Source organism: Paenibacillus alvei DSM 29, assembly GCF_000293805.1.
Classification (GTDB): Bacteria; Bacillota; Bacilli; order Paenibacillales; family Paenibacillaceae; genus Paenibacillus_B; species Paenibacillus_B alvei.
Map to the genome: position 1 here is coordinate 308098 of NZ_AMBZ01000008.1, position 18674 is coordinate 326771.

The 18674-nt window shown below is 46.9% G+C and carries 17 protein-coding genes and 1 pseudogene; all 18 read right to left on the minus strand.

Annotated elements, in window-relative coordinates:
- Window positions 1-126: 126 nt before the first annotated feature.
- Entirely contained in the window at window positions 127-4452 is a 4326-nt protein-coding gene (locus PAV_RS24105; RefSeq protein ID WP_051135210.1) for a PolC-type DNA polymerase III, read from the minus strand.
- A gap of 152 nt (window positions 4453-4604) precedes the next feature.
- Window positions 4605-6053, minus strand: coding sequence for a proline--tRNA ligase (gene proS, locus PAV_RS24110; protein ID WP_005550545.1), 1449 nt, complete (start codon window positions 6051-6053; stop codon window positions 4605-4607).
- Between the two features lie 74 nt (window positions 6054-6127).
- Window positions 6128-7405, minus strand: a complete 1278-nt coding sequence (rseP, locus tag PAV_RS24115) for an RIP metalloprotease RseP (protein WP_005550548.1) — start codon at window positions 7403-7405, stop codon at window positions 6128-6130.
- Window positions 7406-7560: 155 nt separating this feature from the next.
- The gene (locus tag PAV_RS24120) at window positions 7561-8703 is read right to left on the minus strand and encodes a 1-deoxy-D-xylulose-5-phosphate reductoisomerase (RefSeq protein WP_005550549.1); all 1143 of its coding nucleotides are present in this window, start codon (window positions 8701-8703) and stop codon (window positions 7561-7563) included.
- Between the two features lie 79 nt (window positions 8704-8782).
- Window positions 8783-9583, minus strand: coding sequence for a phosphatidate cytidylyltransferase (locus PAV_RS24125; RefSeq protein ID WP_005550550.1), 801 nt, complete (start codon window positions 9581-9583; stop codon window positions 8783-8785).
- A gap of 18 nt (window positions 9584-9601) precedes the next feature.
- Window positions 9602-10369: an isoprenyl transferase gene (locus tag PAV_RS24130; protein ID WP_005550551.1), complete on the minus strand. Its 768-nt coding sequence runs from the start codon at window positions 10367-10369 to the stop codon at window positions 9602-9604.
- A gap of 97 nt (window positions 10370-10466) precedes the next feature.
- The gene (gene frr, locus PAV_RS24135; RefSeq protein WP_005550552.1) at window positions 10467-11021 is read right to left on the minus strand and encodes a ribosome recycling factor; all 555 of its coding nucleotides are present in this window, start codon (window positions 11019-11021) and stop codon (window positions 10467-10469) included.
- Window positions 11021-11749: a UMP kinase gene (gene pyrH / locus PAV_RS24140; RefSeq protein ID WP_005550553.1), complete on the minus strand. Its 729-nt coding sequence runs from the start codon at window positions 11747-11749 to the stop codon at window positions 11021-11023. Before pyrH ends, frr begins: the two co-directional genes overlap by 1 nt.
- A gap of 125 nt (window positions 11750-11874) precedes the next feature.
- On the minus strand, window positions 11875-12528 hold the full coding sequence (gene tsf / locus PAV_RS24145; protein ID WP_005550554.1) for a translation elongation factor Ts: 654 nt from the start codon (window positions 12526-12528) through the stop codon (window positions 11875-11877).
- Between the two features lie 144 nt (window positions 12529-12672).
- The gene (gene rpsB, locus PAV_RS24150; RefSeq protein WP_005550555.1) at window positions 12673-13371 is read right to left on the minus strand and encodes a 30S ribosomal protein S2; all 699 of its coding nucleotides are present in this window, start codon (window positions 13369-13371) and stop codon (window positions 12673-12675) included.
- Between the two features lie 191 nt (window positions 13372-13562).
- Entirely contained in the window at window positions 13563-13751 is a 189-nt protein-coding gene (locus PAV_RS24155; RefSeq protein ID WP_005550556.1) for a hypothetical protein, read from the minus strand.
- A complete protein-coding gene (locus PAV_RS24160) occupies window positions 13744-14400 on the minus strand; it encodes a hypothetical protein (protein WP_005550557.1) in 657 nt (218 codons plus the stop codon). Before PAV_RS24160 ends, PAV_RS24155 begins: the two co-directional genes overlap by 8 nt.
- 81 nt (window positions 14401-14481) lie before the next feature.
- Window positions 14482-14808: a hypothetical protein gene (locus tag PAV_RS24165; protein WP_238555910.1), complete on the minus strand. Its 327-nt coding sequence runs from the start codon at window positions 14806-14808 to the stop codon at window positions 14482-14484.
- A 47-nt stretch (window positions 14809-14855) separates the two neighbouring features.
- Window positions 14856-16262 carry a DUF342 domain-containing protein gene (locus tag PAV_RS24170; protein ID WP_040736669.1) on the minus strand — a complete coding sequence of 469 codons (1407 nt, stop codon included), beginning with the start codon at window positions 16260-16262 and terminating at the stop codon, window positions 14856-14858.
- Window positions 16263-16323: 61 nt separating this feature from the next.
- A pseudogene (locus tag PAV_RS24175) lies at window positions 16324-17108 on the minus strand (FliA/WhiG family RNA polymerase sigma factor).
- 15 nt (window positions 17109-17123) lie between these two features.
- Window positions 17124-17558, minus strand: a complete 435-nt coding sequence (locus PAV_RS24180; RefSeq protein WP_005550562.1) for a hypothetical protein — start codon at window positions 17556-17558, stop codon at window positions 17124-17126.
- 1 nt (window position 17559) lies between these two features.
- Window positions 17560-18054, minus strand: a complete 495-nt coding sequence (locus PAV_RS24185; RefSeq protein WP_005550564.1) for a chemotaxis protein CheD — start codon at window positions 18052-18054, stop codon at window positions 17560-17562.
- Window positions 18051-18671: a chemotaxis protein CheC gene (locus PAV_RS24190; RefSeq protein WP_005550566.1), complete on the minus strand. Its 621-nt coding sequence runs from the start codon at window positions 18669-18671 to the stop codon at window positions 18051-18053. Before PAV_RS24190 ends, PAV_RS24185 begins: the two co-directional genes overlap by 4 nt.
- Window positions 18672-18674: the final 3 nt, after the last annotated feature.

An 18674-nucleotide genomic window follows, 5' to 3' on the forward strand; every position in this document is an offset into this window, starting at 1 on the left:
GAACCCGATACTAAACATGAAAGAGTGGGTTTCCCCACTCTTTACGTAACGGATTTATCCACATGATTACCAAAAAAATTATATCATAGCCATCTACAATATGGCAAGGGCAACTCCGATCATGCCTTAGAACAGAGACAATTGGTTCGTTTCCGGCAGTCCGCGGAAGCAGCCCATCTGATTAAGCAGCTCGACAATTGTCTTTGTAGCCTTTGAACGCATTTGGAAATCCTCAATGGACAAATACTCCGCCCCATCGCGAGAAGCTGCGATATTGCGAGCCGCATTTTCACCAATCCCCTGCACAGCAGAGAATGGCGGAATGAGCGAGTTGCCATCAACGAGGAATTTCGTCGCATCGGAACGATACAGATCAATCGGCTTAAAAGTGAAGCCCCGTGCCGTCATTTCAACAGCCATCTCCAAAATAGAGATCATCGCCTTTTCTTTCGTTGTTGCTTGGAAGCCCTTCGCCTCAATCTCATCGATCTTCTTATTGATAGCCTCGTATCCTTGGCAGCACAATTCGATATCAAAGTCCTCAGCACGGACGGTAAAGTAGGTCGCGTAGAACTCGATCGGATGGTAGAGCTTAAAATAAGCTGTCCGCACCGCGGAAATAACATAAGCGGCAGCATGGGCTTTCGGGAACATATATTGAATCTTTAAGCAGGAATCGATGTACCACTGCGGCACATTGCAGTTTTTCATTTCTTGAATCCATTCATCACTCAAGCCTCTTCCCTTACGAACGCTTTCCGTTATTTTAAAGGCAAGACCTGCATCCATGCCTGCTTTGTAGATCAGGAACAACATAATCTCGTCACGACAACCAATAACGGTCTTGATCGTACAGATTCCATTCTTAATCAGTTCTTGCGCATTACCAAGCCATACGCCGGTACCATGAGATAACCCGGATATTTGCAATAAATCAGCGAACGTGCTTGGCTGTGCTTCCACAAGCATCTGTCGCACGAAGCGGGTTCCCATCTCAGGAACACCATAGGTCGCTACTGGTGTCCGGATTTGCTGCGGCGTTACGCCAAGAGCATCGACGGAGTTGAACATACTCATAACCTTCGGATCATTCATTGGAATCGTTGTCGGATCGACCCCTGTCAAATCCTGCAGCATCCTCATCATCGTCGGATCATCGTGCCCAAGAATATCAAGCTTCAATAAATTATCCTCGAACGCATGATAATCGAAGTGCGTCGTCTTCCATTCGGCACTTGTATCGTCCGCTGGATATTGAACAGGCGTTACATCTTCAACTTCGATATAATCCGGTACAACGACGATACCGCCTGGGTGCTGTCCTGTACTGCGCTTCACGCCCGTACAGCCTGCTGCAAGGCGGTTAAGCTCTGCCCCTCGCCATCGCTTGCCATGGTCTTCTTCATATTTCTTTGCGAAGCCGTATGCCGTTTTTTCCGCGACCGTACCAATCGTACCTGCACGGAACACACTCTTCTCACCGAACAGCACCTTCGTGTAGTTATGCGCCACAGGCTGATAATCACCTGAGAAGTTCAAATCGATATCGGGAACTTTGTCTCCCTTAAAGCCGAGGAATGTTTCGAACGGAATATCCTGTCCATCCCCCTTCATCGGCTGGCCGCATTCTGGGCAATCCTTGTTTGGAAGATCGAAACCGCTCGGTACACTTCCGTCCGTAAACCATTCGCTATGCTTGCACTCCGGATTGCGGCACACATAATGCGGCGGAAGCGGGTTAACTTCTGAAATGCCAAGAAACATCGCTACAACCGAGGAGCCTACCGATCCCCGCGAACCAACAAGATACCCATCTTCGTTCGACTTCTTCACAAGACGCTCTGAGATCAGATAGTTCGCGGAGAAACCGAATTTAATGATTGGAATCAGTTCCTTCTCAAGACGCTGTACAATAATGTCATTTAACGGTTCCCCGTAAATGCTCTTCGCCGTATTGTAGCATTTATCACGGATTTCTTGATCCGCTCCCTCAATATTCGGCGTAAACAGCTCTTTCGGGAATAAATCGAAATCCTCAAATCGTTCCAGCAACGCATTCGTATTCTCTACAACAAACTTATGCGCCTGCTCTTTACCCAAAAACTCAAATTCCTGCAGCATTTCATTCGTCGTCCGGAAATGTGCATCAGGCTTGCGGAGATCCTTGAGCGGACTGAAGCCCGTGATCCCATGGATAGTTATATCACGGAACAGCTTGTCTCGCGGATGCAAGTAGTGCACATTACCTGTTGCGACAACAAGCTTGTTCTGCTTTTCACCGATCTGAACGATTTTGCGAATTGCGCCTTCGATCTCAGCCGTCGAACCAACCAAGCCCTTCTCCACCAAGTGCATGTACATCGTCAGAGGCTGGATTTCAAGCACGTCATAAAACTCTGCTACCTGCTCTGCTTCTTCCATTGATTTGTTGAGCACCGTCTCGAAGAACTCACCCTTCTCACAACCTGACATGATCAATAAGCCTTCACGCATGCCGACGAGCTTGCTCTTTGGAATACAGGCGACGCGCTTAAAATACTCCGTGTGGGACATCGAAACGAGCTTGTACAAATTTTTCTTACCCACCGCATTAAGCGCGTAAATCCCGCAATGGAACGGACGAGCATTTTGCAGGTTCTGACCTACATAATCGTTCATCCGATCAAGTGTTTCAATCCCGATAAGCTGCTGAGCGTCTTGAAGCAAGCCATTCAACACACCACCGAGAGCTATCGTATCGTCAATCGCACGGTGATGGTTCTCCAGCGATACTTTATATTTGTCCGCCAATGTATTCAGACGGTGATTTTTGAGCGTCGGGTGCAGTAGCCGCGCCAGTTCTAACGTATCTAGTACTGGATTGTTCATCTCAGACAAATTCATAAGCTTCAAATTATGCTGTATAAAGCCAATATCGAACCTTGCGTTGTGCGCAACGAGGATCGAGTCCTGTGCAAACTCCACAAATTTCGGCAGCACTTCTTCAACATCCGGAGCTTCTGCCACCATTTCGTCCGTAATATTGGTGAGCTGCTGAATGTTATACGGAATTCGAACATGCGGATTGACGAATGTGCTGTAGCGATCAATCTCTTTCCCCTCTTGCATTTTTACAGCAGCAATCTCAATAATCTTATTGTTCGTTACAGACAAACCGGTTGTCTCGATATCAAACACCGTAAAAATGGCATCTTTCACCGAGCGATTGTCCGCATTCAGAACAACCTCCATATTATCATTCACAACATTCGCTTCTAAGCCATAGAGCATTTTAATGCCGTTTTTCTTTGCCGCTTTCGCTGCTTCTGGGTAACACTGCACGTTGCCATGGTCAGTCACCGCGATCGCCTTATGTCCCCATTTGGCTGCCTGCTTCACGTAATCGCTAATCGAAGTTACTGCATCCATCGCACTCATCGTAGAGTGAAGATGAAATTCAATACGCTTCTCTTCAGCGGTATCCTGCCGTTCCGCTGGAGCCTTGACTTCATTCAAATCATTTGGCATCATCACCAGCTCAGGCACCTGCATGAAACGATCATATTCTACCCGACCGCGTGCTTTCAGCCATTGACCATCCCGAATAAGGCTAAGCATTTTGACATCTTCCTTCGTCTTCGCGAACATCTTCATTGCCATTGAGTCCGAGAAGTCCGTTAGGTTAAAGGTGAACAAGGTACTGCCATTGCGCAGTTCCTTCATCTCGACACCAAAAACGGCCCCTTGTATCGTGACACGCTTCTCCTCATCCTGTATGTTCATAATCGGAGTTGGATCATCCTTAATATCGTAACCAACATGCAGACGCTCAGGCGCTTCTCCCTCTTCTTCCACCACTTCACGCGCTGAATCTTCCATCATCTGCTGAATGACTTGACGTTCTTCCTCCATAAGCTTCTGCTGGAATGCTTCATAGGCTTCCGTATCATGGCTGCCCTGCTGCATGGTCACACGCAATGTACGAGTGAAATACGTTTCAAAAAACGTCGTGCAATATTTATCGATTTGCTTCTTCTTCGCAAGTTCCAACGACGTCGCATCAGGCAGAGAAAGCTTAATCAGATCCTTTTCAACCTCGTACTGCCCTTTATGCAGCCATCCGTTTACCGACGCCACCTCGCGCTTAACCCATTCCATGAACAATCCCCAATAAGCATCAACGACATCCTTATTTGGAAGCTGCTCTTCATAATGAAAAATGATTTTGATCTTGGCAATGTGGGACAGCTTATCCTGTACACGCAGGCAGAACGTACGATAAGCCTCCGCCGGGACGACTGTCGACTTGCCGATGTGAATCGTCCACTCTTGATTCGAGCGGCTGCACTCCACCTTGTCAATCCATCCATCATTGAAAAAGCTATCTAACAGTTCGACAGGAACTTCCACCTGTCTCATCAACACTTCAAATCGCTGCCTTTTATCCGTCATGTAGATTGAAGCACCTCCCAACTCCATACTGCTGCCGAACCCACAGGTAAAGTGGCAGTGTGTGAACAAAGAGAAGCCTCCCTCAATCGAGCCATCGTCCGGTGTTCCGTTGGATGTTCCAATGATGGAAGCTTCCCTTCATTGTGCTCCTTGAGCAAGGAGCATGTATCTAATTAATACGCTCGTGCAAATACGACCGTATGCTTGGCATCTTCTCCGCAGACAAGGCATTTCGTTTTTGTCGTTTGCGGATCAAATGGAATGTTGCGGCTCGTTGCACCTGTCTCGTCCTTAACATGCTTCTCGCACGCCTCTGATCCACACCAGCCAGCCAGTGTAAATCCTCGCTTTTCTTCCATTTGCGCCTTCATCTCGTCAATTGTCTCTACCGAGTAGAAGTGCTCGTCGCGGAAGGAACGCGCGCGCTCGAACATTTCTTGATGAACGTCAGCAAGCATGCGGTTTACTTCTTCAACCAAATCCGCCTGCTGTACAATGCGTTTCTCACCCGTTACGCGAGAAACTAACACGCATACTCCATTTTCCATATCACGAGGGCCAATCTCCAGTCGAACTGGCACACCACGCATTTCATATTCGTTGAACTTCCAACCCGGACTAATATCAGAACGGTCGTCCATGCGAACACGCACACCTGCTTGTTTCAATTCGCTGAACAGCTCATTGGCCCGTCCTACAACTTGCTCGCGCATCTTCGCAGGGCCAATAGGAATCATAATAACTTGTGTAGGGGCTACCTTCGGCGGCAATGCAAGTCCTCTGTCATCACCGTGTACCATAATCATGGAACCGATTAGACGAGTGCTGACGCCCCAAGAAGTAGTGTGAACGAATTCCTGTTCGTTCTCGCGACCCAAGAATTTAATATCAAAAGCAACCGCAAAATTCGTACCCAAGTAGTGAGATGTTCCGGCTTGAACCGCTCTGCCGTCCTTCATCATCGCTTCAATGGAGAATGTATCTACGGCACCGGCAAATTTTTCAGAAGGCGTCTTCTGCCCTTCGATTACCGGAATTGCCAAGTAGTCTTCTACGAATTCACGATAAATTTTCAGCATCTGCATCGTTTCTTCGCGTGCTTCCTGCTCTGTTTCATGCGCCGTATGACCTTCCTGCCACAAGAACTCACTTGTACGCAAGAATGGCAGCGTGCGCTTCTCCCAGCGCACAACGTTCGCCCACTGGTTAATTAACACAGGCAAGTCGCGGTATGATTGAATCCATTTCGAGTACATATGTCCGATCATCGTTTCCGATGTAGGACGAATCGCCAACTTCTCTTCCAGTTGTTCGCCGCCTGCTTCAGTTACCCAAGGCAGCTCAGGATTGAAGCCTTCCACGTGCTCCTTCTCCTTCTGGAAAAAGCTCTCTGGGATGAACATTGGGAAGTATGCATTGCGATGGCCAGTTGCCTTAAAGCGGCGATCCAGTTCGTCACGAATATGCTCCCAAATTTCGTACCCATCCGGGCGAAATACGATACATCCTCGAACTGGAGAATAATCCATCAAATCCGCCTTCTTAATCACATCAATATACCAACGGGAGAAATCCTCCTGCTGTGGGGTAATCTCCGTAACAAACTGCTTCTCTTTCGACATAACGGTACATGTTCCTCCCGACAGACACGGTTATTTGTACTCTAGTATAAATGAAATGAACCGTGATATAAATGTTAACCTTTAACCAATCGTAATATATCATTGTAGGTTACAGCAAGCATCAATAACATGAGCATTGCAAAGCCTACAAAATGAACCATGCTTTCCCTGCTCGGATCAACAGGCTTGCCTCTAACAGCTTCCAGCCCAAGGAATACGAGACGGCTTCCATCCAGCGCAGGAATAGGAAGCAAGTTGAAAATTCCTAAATAAAGGCTCAATATCGCCGTCCATAGCGTAAGCTGTTCGATTCCCTTCTTCGCAATTTGGCCAGTCACTTCGAACGTACGAACCGGCCCGCCCAAATCATCCAGCTTGAATTGGCCAAAGATAAGCATGCGAAATCCTTCAAAAATCTTCTCCGTCGTATTCACCATAGAAGTTGAGGCGAACGACATCGTCTCACCGAATGAGGCCGTTCGTGTCGGCAGTACCGGTACAATACCAACCTTCCCGCCTTCTTGACCTTCCACCTTCTGCGGAGTCAGTATCGTAGTGAAGCGTTCTTCACCGCGTGCAATAAGGAATGTCATCGGCTTGCCTTCGGAGTCAGCAATCAGCTTAATTAACTTGTCACGATCGCCGCCGATATGCTTGCCGTTTACTTCCTCAATAATGTCTCCCTTTTGCAGTTGAGCTTGTGCTGCTGGAAGCCCTGGTGTTACATCGCCTATTTTCACAGTTGTGGGGTTTTCTACTGGAACGCCGGATAACGATACGGACACGCCAAATAGAATAAATGCGAGCACAAAGTTCATAAAAGGACCTGCAAAAATAGCAAGTGCGCGTTGCCCCACTGTCTTGCTGCCAAACTGCCGATCATGCGGGGCGATTTGAATTTCATCACCCTTCACAATCATCTTAGCCTGCGGATGAATGTCGTAAGTTGTGTCTTCCCCTTCAACATCCAAAGTCAGCTTCAATGAATGCTCCAAGTCAATCGATTTCACTTCTCCACGAACAACCTGCTTGCGCATATCCAGCTGATCTAGGTACAATTTCGTCACCTTATTGTCGCCTGATATACGTACAGCTATGGTCTGTCCGGGATTAACTTCGACGATTTCAGGATCTTCTCCGGCCATCCGTACAAAGCCGCCGATCGGCAGAAGCCGAAGTGTATATCTTGTTTCTCCACGTGTATGGGAGAATATTTTCGGTCCGAATCCAATAGCGAACTCTCTAACGAGAATCCCTGCCCGTTTGGCGAAAATAAAATGTCCCCATTCATGAATCGTTACAATAACGAAAAAGACGAGCACGGTTAAAAATACGATTTGCACCATCTGCACTGCGTAGAATCCTCCTTTTTGTGCGTGTTCACTCCTCCTGACATGTCTCTTGGAATCATGAACGGCCCCAATAACAATCGGACAGCGGTTTGTCTATATAGATTATCATTATTCTCCAATCCCGCACAAGAGAATCCGTATCTAGTGAATGGTTGTTATAAAATGGACAGAGCTTCTGCTCGCGTACGCATGTCCGTCTCTTGGATCGCCTCCAAGGATGGATGCGAAATCGTCTGATGCTTCGTGATGAGCGTGCTCACAATACGTTCAATATCTAAGAAAGAAATTTCACCGCGAAGGAATCTAGCAACAGCCACTTCGTTGGCCGCATTGAATACGGTGGTAGCCGTGCCCCCTGCCTTACCGCAATCATAGGCGTATCGAACCATAGGGAAGCGTTCTGTGTCCAGCTCACGGAAATGAAGCTTTGCGATTTCTGCCAAATTCAATGAAGCTGAAGTATTCGAAAGTCTCTCTGGATAAGCCAATGCATATTGAATAGGTACGCGCATATCAGGTACACCCAATTGCGCAATGATGCTGCCATCCAAATATTCTACAAAGGAATGAATAATGCTTTCAGGATGGATAAGTACACGGATTTGCTCGTAAGGCAGATCAAATAGCCAGCGTGCTTCTATTACTTCGAGACCTTTATTAGCCATCGTTGCAGAATCAATAGTTACCTTTGCTCCCATTGACCAGTTCGGATGCTTGAGTGCATCCTCAACCGTAACATTTTCCAGTTCATCTCTCGTACGATCCCGGAAGCTGCCGCCAGATGCCGTGAGTGTAATTGTCCGCACCCCACGCATCGGTTCCCCGTTTAAACACTGAAAGATAGCAGAGTGCTCACTGTCTACCGGCATCAGCGCAACACCTTTTGCCCGTGCTCGTTCCGTAACCAGGTGTCCCGCTGTTACTAACGTTTCCTTATTCGCAATTGCTATTGTCTTCCCTTCGTCAATCGCTGCAAGTGTCGACTTCAAGCCGATACTTCCAACAACAGCTGTAACGACGGTGTCCGCCTCGCTGCCAGCAGCCACTTCAACCAACCCATCTTCTCCATAATACAGTTCAACACCCTGTGGCAGTCGTTCCCGCAGGCGATCAGCCGCAGCCTTGTCTTGAACCGATACTTTGCTAGGCTTGAACTCATGAATCTGCTCAAGCAGCAATGATGTATTGTTCCCAGCTGCTAATGCTTCTACCTTAAACTGCTCAGGATGCTGTCTGACGATGTCGAGTGTCTGTGTCCCGATTGAGCCGGTTGACCCTAGTATAGAGATCCTCTTCATGGCCTCACCTCTTCACCCTATTCATAACTATATCTATTACATGATAACGTCATCGCTGCTCTTGTCGACAACGTTCGATTTACAACGTTAATAGTCCGATCAGATGAACGAACGGGAACACGACCAACCAGCTGTCGCAACGATCTAGAACACCACCATGGCCTGGAAGCAATGTACCCGAATCCTTCACACCTCGAACCCGCTTATAGGCCGATTGGATCAAATCACCGAACTGACCGACAACGGCAGACGATAACCCAATGCCTAGCGCAAGCGGCAAGCTAACAATATCAGGTCGACCAATAGCAAATAATAGAGCGACTACAATCGACGTCAGAACTCCACCAATTGCCCCTTCTATCGTCTTGTTCGGACTGATAGACGGCCAAAGCTTATGATTGCCGATCGCACGGCCAATGAAATACGCACCGATGTCTGACGACCAAATGACTGCAAACAACATGAGCGTCCAAAATAAACCATCAATCCCCATTGATGTGCGTGTCAGCATCATGTATTTAAAACCAATTCCAATATAAAACGCCCCTAGCCACAACTGTGACACTGCCTCAATCGACACTTTATTTTTGGATAATACCGTCATGCCAAGCATCAGCAGCATGCTGATCCACACGACTGCTTCTAACGGTACATCCCACCCTATTGACCAGCTTGTCCAAGGAATCGCAATTAAGGCCATCGTTGCATACCCAATCAACGACGCCAAATCGAACGGAGATACATGATGCATACGTGCAAATTCATAATAGCCCACAAAGGCAAGTGCGAGGAGCAGCAGCTCATACGGCAGACCGCCAATGATGCATAATGCGCCGAACAATAGTCCTGCTATAAGCCCTGTAACGATGCGCTGTTTCATATAGACTGTTCCTCCAACCTATTGTAATCCACCATATCTGCGCGTTCTGCGCTGATACTCCATAACGGCCTCCATCAGATGTCGCTCAGTGAACTCTGGCCAGTAATCATTGGTGAACCACAATTCGCTGTACGCGATTTGCCAGAGCATGAAGTTGCTCAGTCGCATTTCCCCGCTAGTTCGAATGAGCAAATCAGGATCAGGCAAGCTGCTTGACAAAAGATGATCATGAATCAGGCCCTCATCAATGGAGTCGACTGCAATCTCACCTGACTGTGCTTTGCGTACAATTTCACGAACACCTTCCACGATTTCACGCTGACTACCATAATTCAAAGCGAAATTCAAAATAAGTCCTGTATTATGCTTCGTTTTTTCAATGGCTTCCTCAAGCGCTTGTTTCGTATGTTCAGGCAAACGGTCACGGTACCCCATCATTCGCACTTGGACATTTTTCTCAATCAATTCATCGAGTTCGATCGCCAAAAATTCCTGTGGCAATTTCATGAGAAAATCGACTTCTTCTTGCGGGCGCTTCCAGTTTTCGGTCGAAAAAGCGTACATCGTAAGCACTTTTACGCCCAAATCATTCGCTGCGATGGTTACGCGCTTAACGGCTTTCATTCCTGAATGGTGGCCAGCAATGCGCGGCAAGCCCCGTTTTTTAGCCCAGCGGCCGTTGCCGTCCATAATAATCGCCACATGCTGTGGGATATTATCTGGCATCAGTTCCAGCTGGTTGTGGCTTCCTCGCTGCTGTAACCACGCTTGGAATCGCTTAATCATTCGGTCTCCTCCAACCCGGTGATGAAAAAAAGACAATAAACCCCACCGTTCGGAGGGGCATGAAGAACAAAAAGAATAGGTTCTATTCGTCTTACTTTTATACTTCCATAATTTCTTTTTCTTTAACAACTAATACTTTATCCACTTCAGCGATGAATTTGTCAGTCGTCTTCTGAATATCTTCTTGATGACGACGAGACTCATCCTCTGAAATGTCTGTTTTCTCAAGCTTCTTGATGTCATCATTCGCATCACGACGAATGTTGCGGATTGCTACCTTCGCTTCTTCACCGAACTTCTTCGTGTGCTTGACAAGCTCTGCACGACGCTCTTCTGTTAACGGCGGAATCGATAGGCGGATCAACGAACCGTCATTTGCTGGTGTCAATCCAAGATCCGACTTCAAAATCGCGCGTTCAATATCAGCCAAAGAGGATTTGTCCCAAGGCTGAATCATGAGCGTACGCGGATCTGGCGTGCTGATGTTCGCCAATTGGTTAACTGGCGTCATCGCGCCATAGTATTCTACTTGAACACGATCAAGCAATGCAGGTGTTGCGCGTCCAGCGCGCAATGTTGCCAGTTCCCGTTTCAAAGCGGCAATCGCTTTTTCCATGCGTTCTTCTGCGTTTTTCTTTACTGCTTGTGGCACTAGTCTACACTCCCTTTTACAATCGTTCCAATCTTCTCGCCGAGCACGACGCGCTTGATATTGCCTGACTCCGTAATTGCAAATACAATAAGTGGGATGTTATTGTCCATACACAACGAGGATGCCGTTGCATCCATAACACCCAAGTTGCGGTTCAACACTTCCATATATGTCAATTGCTCGAACTTTTCTGCTGTTTCATCCTTAAATGGATCAGCTGAGTATACACCATCGACTTTATTCTTCGCCATCAAGATCACATCGGCTTCGATTTCAGCAGCACGGAGCGCAGCTGTCGTATCCGTCGAGAAGAATGGATTCCCGGTTCCTGCTGCAAAAATAACAACACGTCCCTTTTCCAAATGACGTATTGCACGACGACGAATATATGGTTCTGCGATTTGCTGCATCGCAATCGAAGTTTGTACACGAGTCGGCACGCCAATTTGTTCGAGGGCATCCTGTAAGGCAAGCGAGTTCATAACCGTTGCAAGCATCCCCATGTAGTCTGCTGTTCCGCGGTCGATTCCTTTTTCACTTCCCGCAATACCGCGCCAAATGTTGCCCCCGCCGCAGACAATTGCGACCTCTACGCCAAGCTCTACAACCTCTTTTACTTGCTCGGCAATGGAGTTGATCATTTCGGATTCGATGCCGAAGCCAGCTTGCCCGGACAACGACTCTCCGCTTACTTTAAGTACGATACGTTTATAAACCGGTTGTTTCAATGTATACCCTCCACTTTTCCATAACGGCCGCTAAAAAAGAAGGAACACGATGTGTTCCAACTTTTAAGCGCGTCTGTTGATTACGTAGTAGCCGCGTTCGTATGTCCTCTTTTCAAATGAAAAGATTACTTCATGTTCGCTTGAGCCATAACTTCTTCAACAAAATTATCTTCTTTTTTCTCCAAGCCTTCACCAAGCTCGAAACGAGCGAAGCGACGGATAGAAATGTTTTCACCGATTGTTGCGATTTTCTCTTTCAGCAACGTTTCGATTGTTTTGTCTGGGTCTTTAATGAAGGATTGCTCCATCAAGCAGTACTCTTCATAATATTTACCGATGCGGCCTTCAACCATTTTTTCAACGATTTTTTCAGGCTTGCCTTCGTTCAATGCTTGTGCTTTCAAGATTTCTTTTTCTTTTTCGATTTCCTCTTGTGACACTTCTTCGCGACGAACATATTTTGGAGCTGTCGCTGCGATTTGCATAGCTACATCACGAGCGAATTCTTTGAAGTTGTCAGTCTTTGCTACGAAGTCAGTTTCGCAGTTGATTTCAACCAATACGCCAATGCGTCCGCCAGCGTGGATGTAAGACTCAACCACACCTTCTGTAGCGATACGATCGGATTTCTTAGCCGCTGCTGCAAGACCTTTCTCACGAAGCAATTCAGCTGCTTTCGTCAAATCGCCGTTAGCCTCTTCCAATGCCTTTTTGCAATCCAGCATACCTGCGCCTGTTTTTTCGCGCAATTCTTTTACTGCACTCGCATTTACTGCCATCTCGTATTTCCCTCCATCAATAAATTGGTACCGACGTATTATGTACGATTAACGGCACCGAACGTTATACAGCTTAAAAAAAGGGCGGCGAGAGGTGAACCACCTGCCAACCACCCTTTTGTTCATCTAATTAGTATTCCAAACTTACGCTGTTGTTTCTTCGCCTTGATGTGCTTCAACAATTGCATCAGCCATCTTGGAAGTCAACAATTTAACTGCACGGATTGCATCGTCGTTACCAGGGATAACGTAGTCGATTTCGTCCGGATCACAGTTTGTATCAACGATACCTACGATTGGGATACCCAGTTTACGAGCTTCCGCAACAGCGATGCGCTCTTTGCGTGGATCGATAACGAACAACGCGCTAGGCAAACCTTTCATATTTTTAATACCGCCCAAGAACTTCTCGAGACGATCTTTTTCCTTGCGAAGTATGATAACTTCTTTTTTAGGAAGAACTTCGAATGTTCCGTCTTCTTCCATCGTTTCGAGTTGCTTCAAGCGATCGATACGTTTTTGGATCGTTTCGAAGTTTGTAAGCGTACCACCCAACCAACGTTGGTTGATGTAGTACATGCCGCAACGCTCAGCTTCTTCCTTAACGGAATCTTGAGCTTGCTTTTTCGTACCTACGAACAAGATTGTTCCATTTTCTTCGCCGACGGATTTTACAAAGTTGTAAGCTTCCTCGACCTTTTTCACTGTCTTTTGCAAGTCAATGATGTAAATACCGTTACGTTCTGTGAAGATATATCTGTCCATCTTCGGATTCCAACGACGTGTTTGGTGACCGAAGTGTACCCCAGCTTCCAAAAGCTGTTTCATGGAGATAACTGCCATCTTCACTACACCTCCTAATATGGTTATTTATCCTCCGCCAGTATCCTCTTTCGATGAGACTTCCCGCAGTTGTCCCGACAAAAAGCACCCTCACTGAAATACACTGACGTGTGTTCTTAACACCGTCATTTAATATACCATAACGCCTACCCAGTTGCAACCACTTTATCCATTGTTCTGCCTATGCGCATCTACTTCGTTTTTGGGTTCGTAGATTGAAGAGGAACAAGCTTATATCCTGCTTGCTCTGCAGCACGCTGCAGCTCCGTATCGGATATCGGCTCCATTGTCCGCTGACCGATCATACACAACTGAAGCAGAAGTCCTCCGAGAACAATCCCAGCTCCAAGTCCGATAAGAAAGCGTCGATCCTTAATCATGAGATCCCTCCTGCTGACCCAATCGGATAATAAGCTGAAGTTCGCCGATAGGCATTCCCACTTTCTCCGCTATAGCCTGCTCTGACCAACCGTTTTGGATAAGCTTGAATATTTCTGCATACCGCTTCTGAATTTGAGGATTAGTTTGCGTTGCAGGCTCTATTTCATCAACTGCATGACTCTCTTCTATTTTATTAGCTTCAAGTAAATCTGGGGCAGCAGCAGATATCCAATTTGAATCAATAGCTGATTGTTCAGTCTCATCTTCCGCATGAATACCTTCAACCGGTTGCTGCTTGCTGTTATCATCCACCAGAACAATACCGCTGCTCTTTGCAACTGAGGATGCTCGTATAGATAAGTCCGCAGCGTGCTGAAAGTTGTTCCACCTGGTGTTCGACTCCTGCTCAAGCTTGTCCAATCGCTTGCGCAGCGCTTCATCTCGATATTCTCCCTCTTGCTTCATTCGCTCGATTACCGTCAGGAGCTTATCATTTTCTGTTTCCAGCTCAGTCATATAATGTTCAAGTGTCTCTTCCATATTACGGCGCATCTCTGTGCTATCCGTTATCTGCTGTGTTCGAGGACGGAGCATGCCAATGGCAACAATGACACCACCTAATAGTACAATATAAATCCAGGGCTCCATATGAGCACCTCCTTATGTCGTCACGCATCCTAAATGCAAGCGCCGCGATCCACACATAATGCGGGAACCCGGCGCCACCATTTAACACATGAAATCAATATGTTTACCTTTGAAGGGATGTTGGGCCGGAACCGATGCTTGCCCAGCTTCATCTTGATTGTGCTCCGATTGATTGTTATCGCTTCCATCTCGATCTGCATGGTTCTCACCTTCATGCTGTTGATTGCGAATTCGAGCATCCTGTGATGATTCGACCTGTTCATTTCGCTCTCGTGACTTTGCCATCAACTTTTGCGCTTGCGTATTTAATATTGCTTGTTCCGTTGATGGGCGCTGCTGCTGTTGATGCTGCACAGTCGATGTTTCCTGCGTTCGCGGCAGCGCGATTTGCATTTCTACAGGCTTCATATTCATCAAATCACCCCGATTAGGCTAGTAACCCTCCACACGATCGATTATCGGTAAGGCGTCATCATGATGTCGCCTTCAACGATACGGAAGGAAATTCGCTGTGCCATATCCTTGATGAACCGTACATTGCGGCCAATAACCAGCTTGGCACCGCCGTATATCGTATGAGTTACATCTATGGAAGATACAGCAGTGTCCTCGAGCATTTTTTCGATTTCCAGCATACGCTCACGCATTTCGGTCTGCTCTCCAACAAGCTGTTTTTTCGTTGAATTCAATTTAATGCGCATTCCTAGTTTTTCTCCTGTCAACTGTCCAGTTGCAGCTAGTTGATCCAGAATACGAAGTGCTTTTTCGGTCTTCTCTACATTTTCAACATTGTATTTAAGCTTCGTTCGCAAATCTGTTAATTCATTACGCAAATCCGGTTGGACTCCCACTTCAATAATGGTGGCAGTAGACATCGTATTGCCGATCGTACGAGCGGTTACACGCTCGCCTGCCTGTACAATTCCGCCTACAATAAGTCCCTTCGTGCCTTGGCAAACGACACGCTTGCCTGCTCGAATGTTGGAATGCATAATGCTTTGCGACACATTGACTTCTGTGCCTGCAATAACGTTCGCCTCTTGAATGAACGAACATTTCACATGAGTTCCAGCTTTGACGAGTCCTTTATTGCTGGCAATAATTCCGCCGCTTACCTCAATGCAGCCTGCCGCAGTGAGCGTAGCACCTTCTACTCCGCCATAGACGCGGATATCCCCTGCCGCCTTAACCGTAAATCCAGTCAGTACATTACCACGAATGACGATTGTGCCGACAAAATCAATATTACCTGAGCGATAATCCACGTCTCCATTGACTTCAAATACAGGAAATACACTAATTCGATCTGGTTCAATTCGGGATACTAGTCCATCAATCGCTGAATAAAGTGCTTTTTCATCCTCATCAAGAACAACATTCTTACCTTGCTTGAAACGTGCCTCACGTCCATTGATTGCTTTCAGTTCCTCACCAAGAACGGACATGCCGGGTATCCCTTCTTGGCTTGGAATCCGCTTGGCTATCAATTGACCTTTCTTAACGTTGTCTAACTGCTTCACTTCACGAAAATCAATCGTACCGTCTTCTCTCTCAGCTGGCCTTGACTCGCTTCCGCTCTGCGGAAGCATTAATTCGATTCGACCATCTACACCGTGTACGGGTGCTTTTCCATGAGCGACCATCGTTGCACCACGAGCAAAATTGATCGGATTTGCAGCGATATCCTTCAGAACCTCAGGCTGTACTCCATATCGAACGCCATAAGAGCGCAGAAATTCGTTCAATTGTTCCACCGTACACTTGAGATCTTCGGCAGACTTCTTAAAATAGAGATGCGCCTGCATCTTATCTTCAGATATTGCGACATCCATATACTCTTCCAATGCCAATGTCATACTCACGAAAAACCCCCCTTTCTTTTTCTTCATTCAGCGTAGTCTCTCAACTATTCCGTATCTATTTTTAATTTTCCATTAACATAGGTTTCTGCTTCTCCAATACGGTTCGCAATCTTAATATCGCCTTGGAGTGCAGCTGCGAAATTCGGGAAGGTGATAAAGACATGACTTCCGCGATTTCACTTAAAGACAAGTCCTCGTAATAGAACAAGGAGATTACCGTTCTCTCTTTATCGGTTAATTTATCAATTCCTTGAACAAGGGCTTCCTTTAAATAATACTCATTGACCTTGTACTCTGGATTCTTCGCAGTCTCATCAATCAATAGCGATATTCGAGTCTCCGAGTCATCCTCTCGAATCGGATCTTCCAATGAACAAATCGACATAATCGATACATCTTGAAGCATTCCATGGAATTCCTTTTCGCTGACTTGCAAATAGGCGCTTACCTCTTCATCTGACACAGTACGCAAGTATTGCTGCTCCAATTGTTGATAAGCCTCTTCTATTTTTTCGCCTTTTCTCTTACCGAGCGAGGCACCCAATCTCCAGAGCGAAGTCCATCAAGGATTGCTCCCCGAACACGCCATGAGGCATAAGTTTCAAATTGCAATCCTCTTCGGTGATCGAATTTTTCAACAGCATCTATTAATCCAATAACACCATGGCTAGCCAGATCGTCCTTACTAACATTGCGAGGCAACCCTGCAGCAAGTCGATTCGATACGAAGTCGACGATGGATAGGTGGTTCTCTATCAATTGCCGCTTCGCATCCTGATCACCATGATCCTTCCAGCGTTCCCAAAGCCCCTCTTGCGAGCCAGGTTGTAATTTCTGTACGCTCACCGACAGTCAACCTCCTTACTTTTGTACGAAGTGACGAACAGCCTGTGCCAATTTCTCCGCATCTGGTTGCGGCTTGGTCACGAGCTTGGGTGGTTGCAGCGGTTGGAACGAGCCGCCATTATCATCTTCCGGATTCGTTTGTTTCGAATCTGGGCCAGACGGCCGCAGCAAGTCTCGAATAGCATCCTCTTCATCCGGAGTTGTCATATCCAACAGTGACCCTGCATTCGGGTTCTGATAAGAGCCTGATCCAGCCAGTACGGCATCAGCTTCTTTATGCAGCATGCCTAAGGCATATCTGACTCCATATGCAAGCCCAAACCATATCGCAAACGCAATGATTCCACGGAGCATACTCGTCGTCCAGACATTATTGCTCCAGGATACCATCATTGCAAGGAATGCTCCGACGGCACCAAATATGTAATTCCAACGTATTGTTCCTCTCATGCTATATATCCTTTTCACCCATCTGCACACTGCGAATGTGTAGTCTCCCGTCATCGCAGTACAGCTCAATCGTTCTCCCATAATTGCCGCCTGTATCTTCTGCGTGAAGCGGGATACTGTATTGCTCCAACATTACTTTGCAGGAATCAACATTACGTGGGCCGATGCGCATCATGTCGTTATTGGATGAAAAAGCGAACATTTGTGCGCCGCCGGCCATTTTCGCATGCATCCGGGACATGGAGGCCCCGGCTTCTGTCATGCGGCGTATTAGCTCTGGAATAGCAGTATCCGCATATTTGGCAATATTGCGATTTCCCTCTCTTGCTATATCGGAAGAGGGCAACATGACATGCGCCATCCCCGCGACTTGGGCAACGGGGTCGTATAATGTCAATCCAACGCACGATCCGAGACCGGTCGTACGTAAGGAACCGAAACGGCTCACCTGCAAATCGGCCATTCCGACTTTTACAACCGTCGACTCTTCTATCATTCGAATGGCACTCCCAATGCAGCAAATATTTTGTCAAAAGAGTCCGGGTCAGGTATTAAGAAAAAGGTCCCTTGCACTTCATCGCAATCCTGTAAAAACTTCGTATCGATTAACAAAGCGCTGTCTCCCATTTCCCCATACTGCAATATTCCGTAGTTGAGCACTGCACCTGCCATATCGATGGCAAGCTGAGGAACAGTTGGAGACATCGCCAGATGTGTGAAGTCTGCCAAGGAAGACAAGTACGAACCCGCTAATATATTTCCAATCTCCGACAAGGCGGACAATTCCATGTCATTGAACCATTGGTTAGTGTCTGAAGGAAGAGCTTCCAAATGTGACAGAAGGCGCTTAGCGGCATCGGTATCAAACATGAAGAATAAATGGCTTGGCGCATCTCCCTCGACGCGAAAATAAATCGCAATTACAACATGCTCTGCTCCACCGACCTCGTCCGCAATTTCTTCAAACGGCAGAAGCCGTACCTTAGGCACAGCCATGTCAATTGGCCGGTTGAGAAGACGGGATAGTGCCGTTGCGGCGTTGCCGGCACCAATGTTCCCGACTTCCTTCAGAACATCCAGCTTGAATTCTCCGAGACGTTCAAATAAATGCACGCT

What these genes read in the sequence shown, in the direction of transcription:
- PAV_RS24155 (WP_005550556.1), bottom strand. Translation starts at nt 13,751, where the DNA reads ATGATTAAGGATCGACGCTTTCTTATCGGACTTGGAGCTGGGATTGTT.
- PAV_RS24130 (WP_005550551.1), bottom strand. Translation starts at nt 10,369, where the DNA reads ATGATTAAGCGATTCCAAGCGTGGTTACAGCAGCGAGGAAGCCACAAC.
- proS (WP_005550545.1), bottom strand. Translation starts at nt 6,053, where the DNA reads ATGTCGAAAGAGAAGCAGTTTGTTACGGAGATTACCCCACAGCAGGAG.
- rpsB (WP_005550555.1), bottom strand. Translation starts at nt 13,371, where the DNA reads ATGGCAGTTATCTCCATGAAACAGCTTTTGGAAGCTGGGGTACACTTC.
- PAV_RS24160 (WP_005550557.1), bottom strand. Translation starts at nt 14,400, where the DNA reads ATGGAGCCCTGGATTTATATTGTACTATTAGGTGGTGTCATTGTTGCC.
- PAV_RS24165 (WP_238555910.1), bottom strand. Translation starts at nt 14,808, where the DNA reads ATGAAGCCTGTAGAAATGCAAATCGCGCTGCCGCGAACGCAGGAAACA.
- PAV_RS24125 (WP_005550550.1), bottom strand. Translation starts at nt 9,583, where the DNA reads ATGAAACAGCGCATCGTTACAGGGCTTATAGCAGGACTATTGTTCGGC.
- PAV_RS24185 (WP_005550564.1), bottom strand. Translation starts at nt 18,054, where the DNA reads ATGATAGAAGAGTCGACGGTTGTAAAAGTCGGAATGGCCGATTTGCAG.
- tsf (WP_005550554.1), bottom strand. Translation starts at nt 12,528, where the DNA reads ATGGCAGTAAATGCGAGTGCAGTAAAAGAATTGCGCGAAAAAACAGGC.
- PAV_RS24120 (WP_005550549.1), bottom strand. Translation starts at nt 8,703, where the DNA reads ATGAAGAGGATCTCTATACTAGGGTCAACCGGCTCAATCGGGACACAG.
- PAV_RS24180 (WP_005550562.1), bottom strand. Translation starts at nt 17,558, where the DNA reads ATGAGAGGAACAATACGTTGGAATTACATATTTGGTGCCGTCGGAGCA.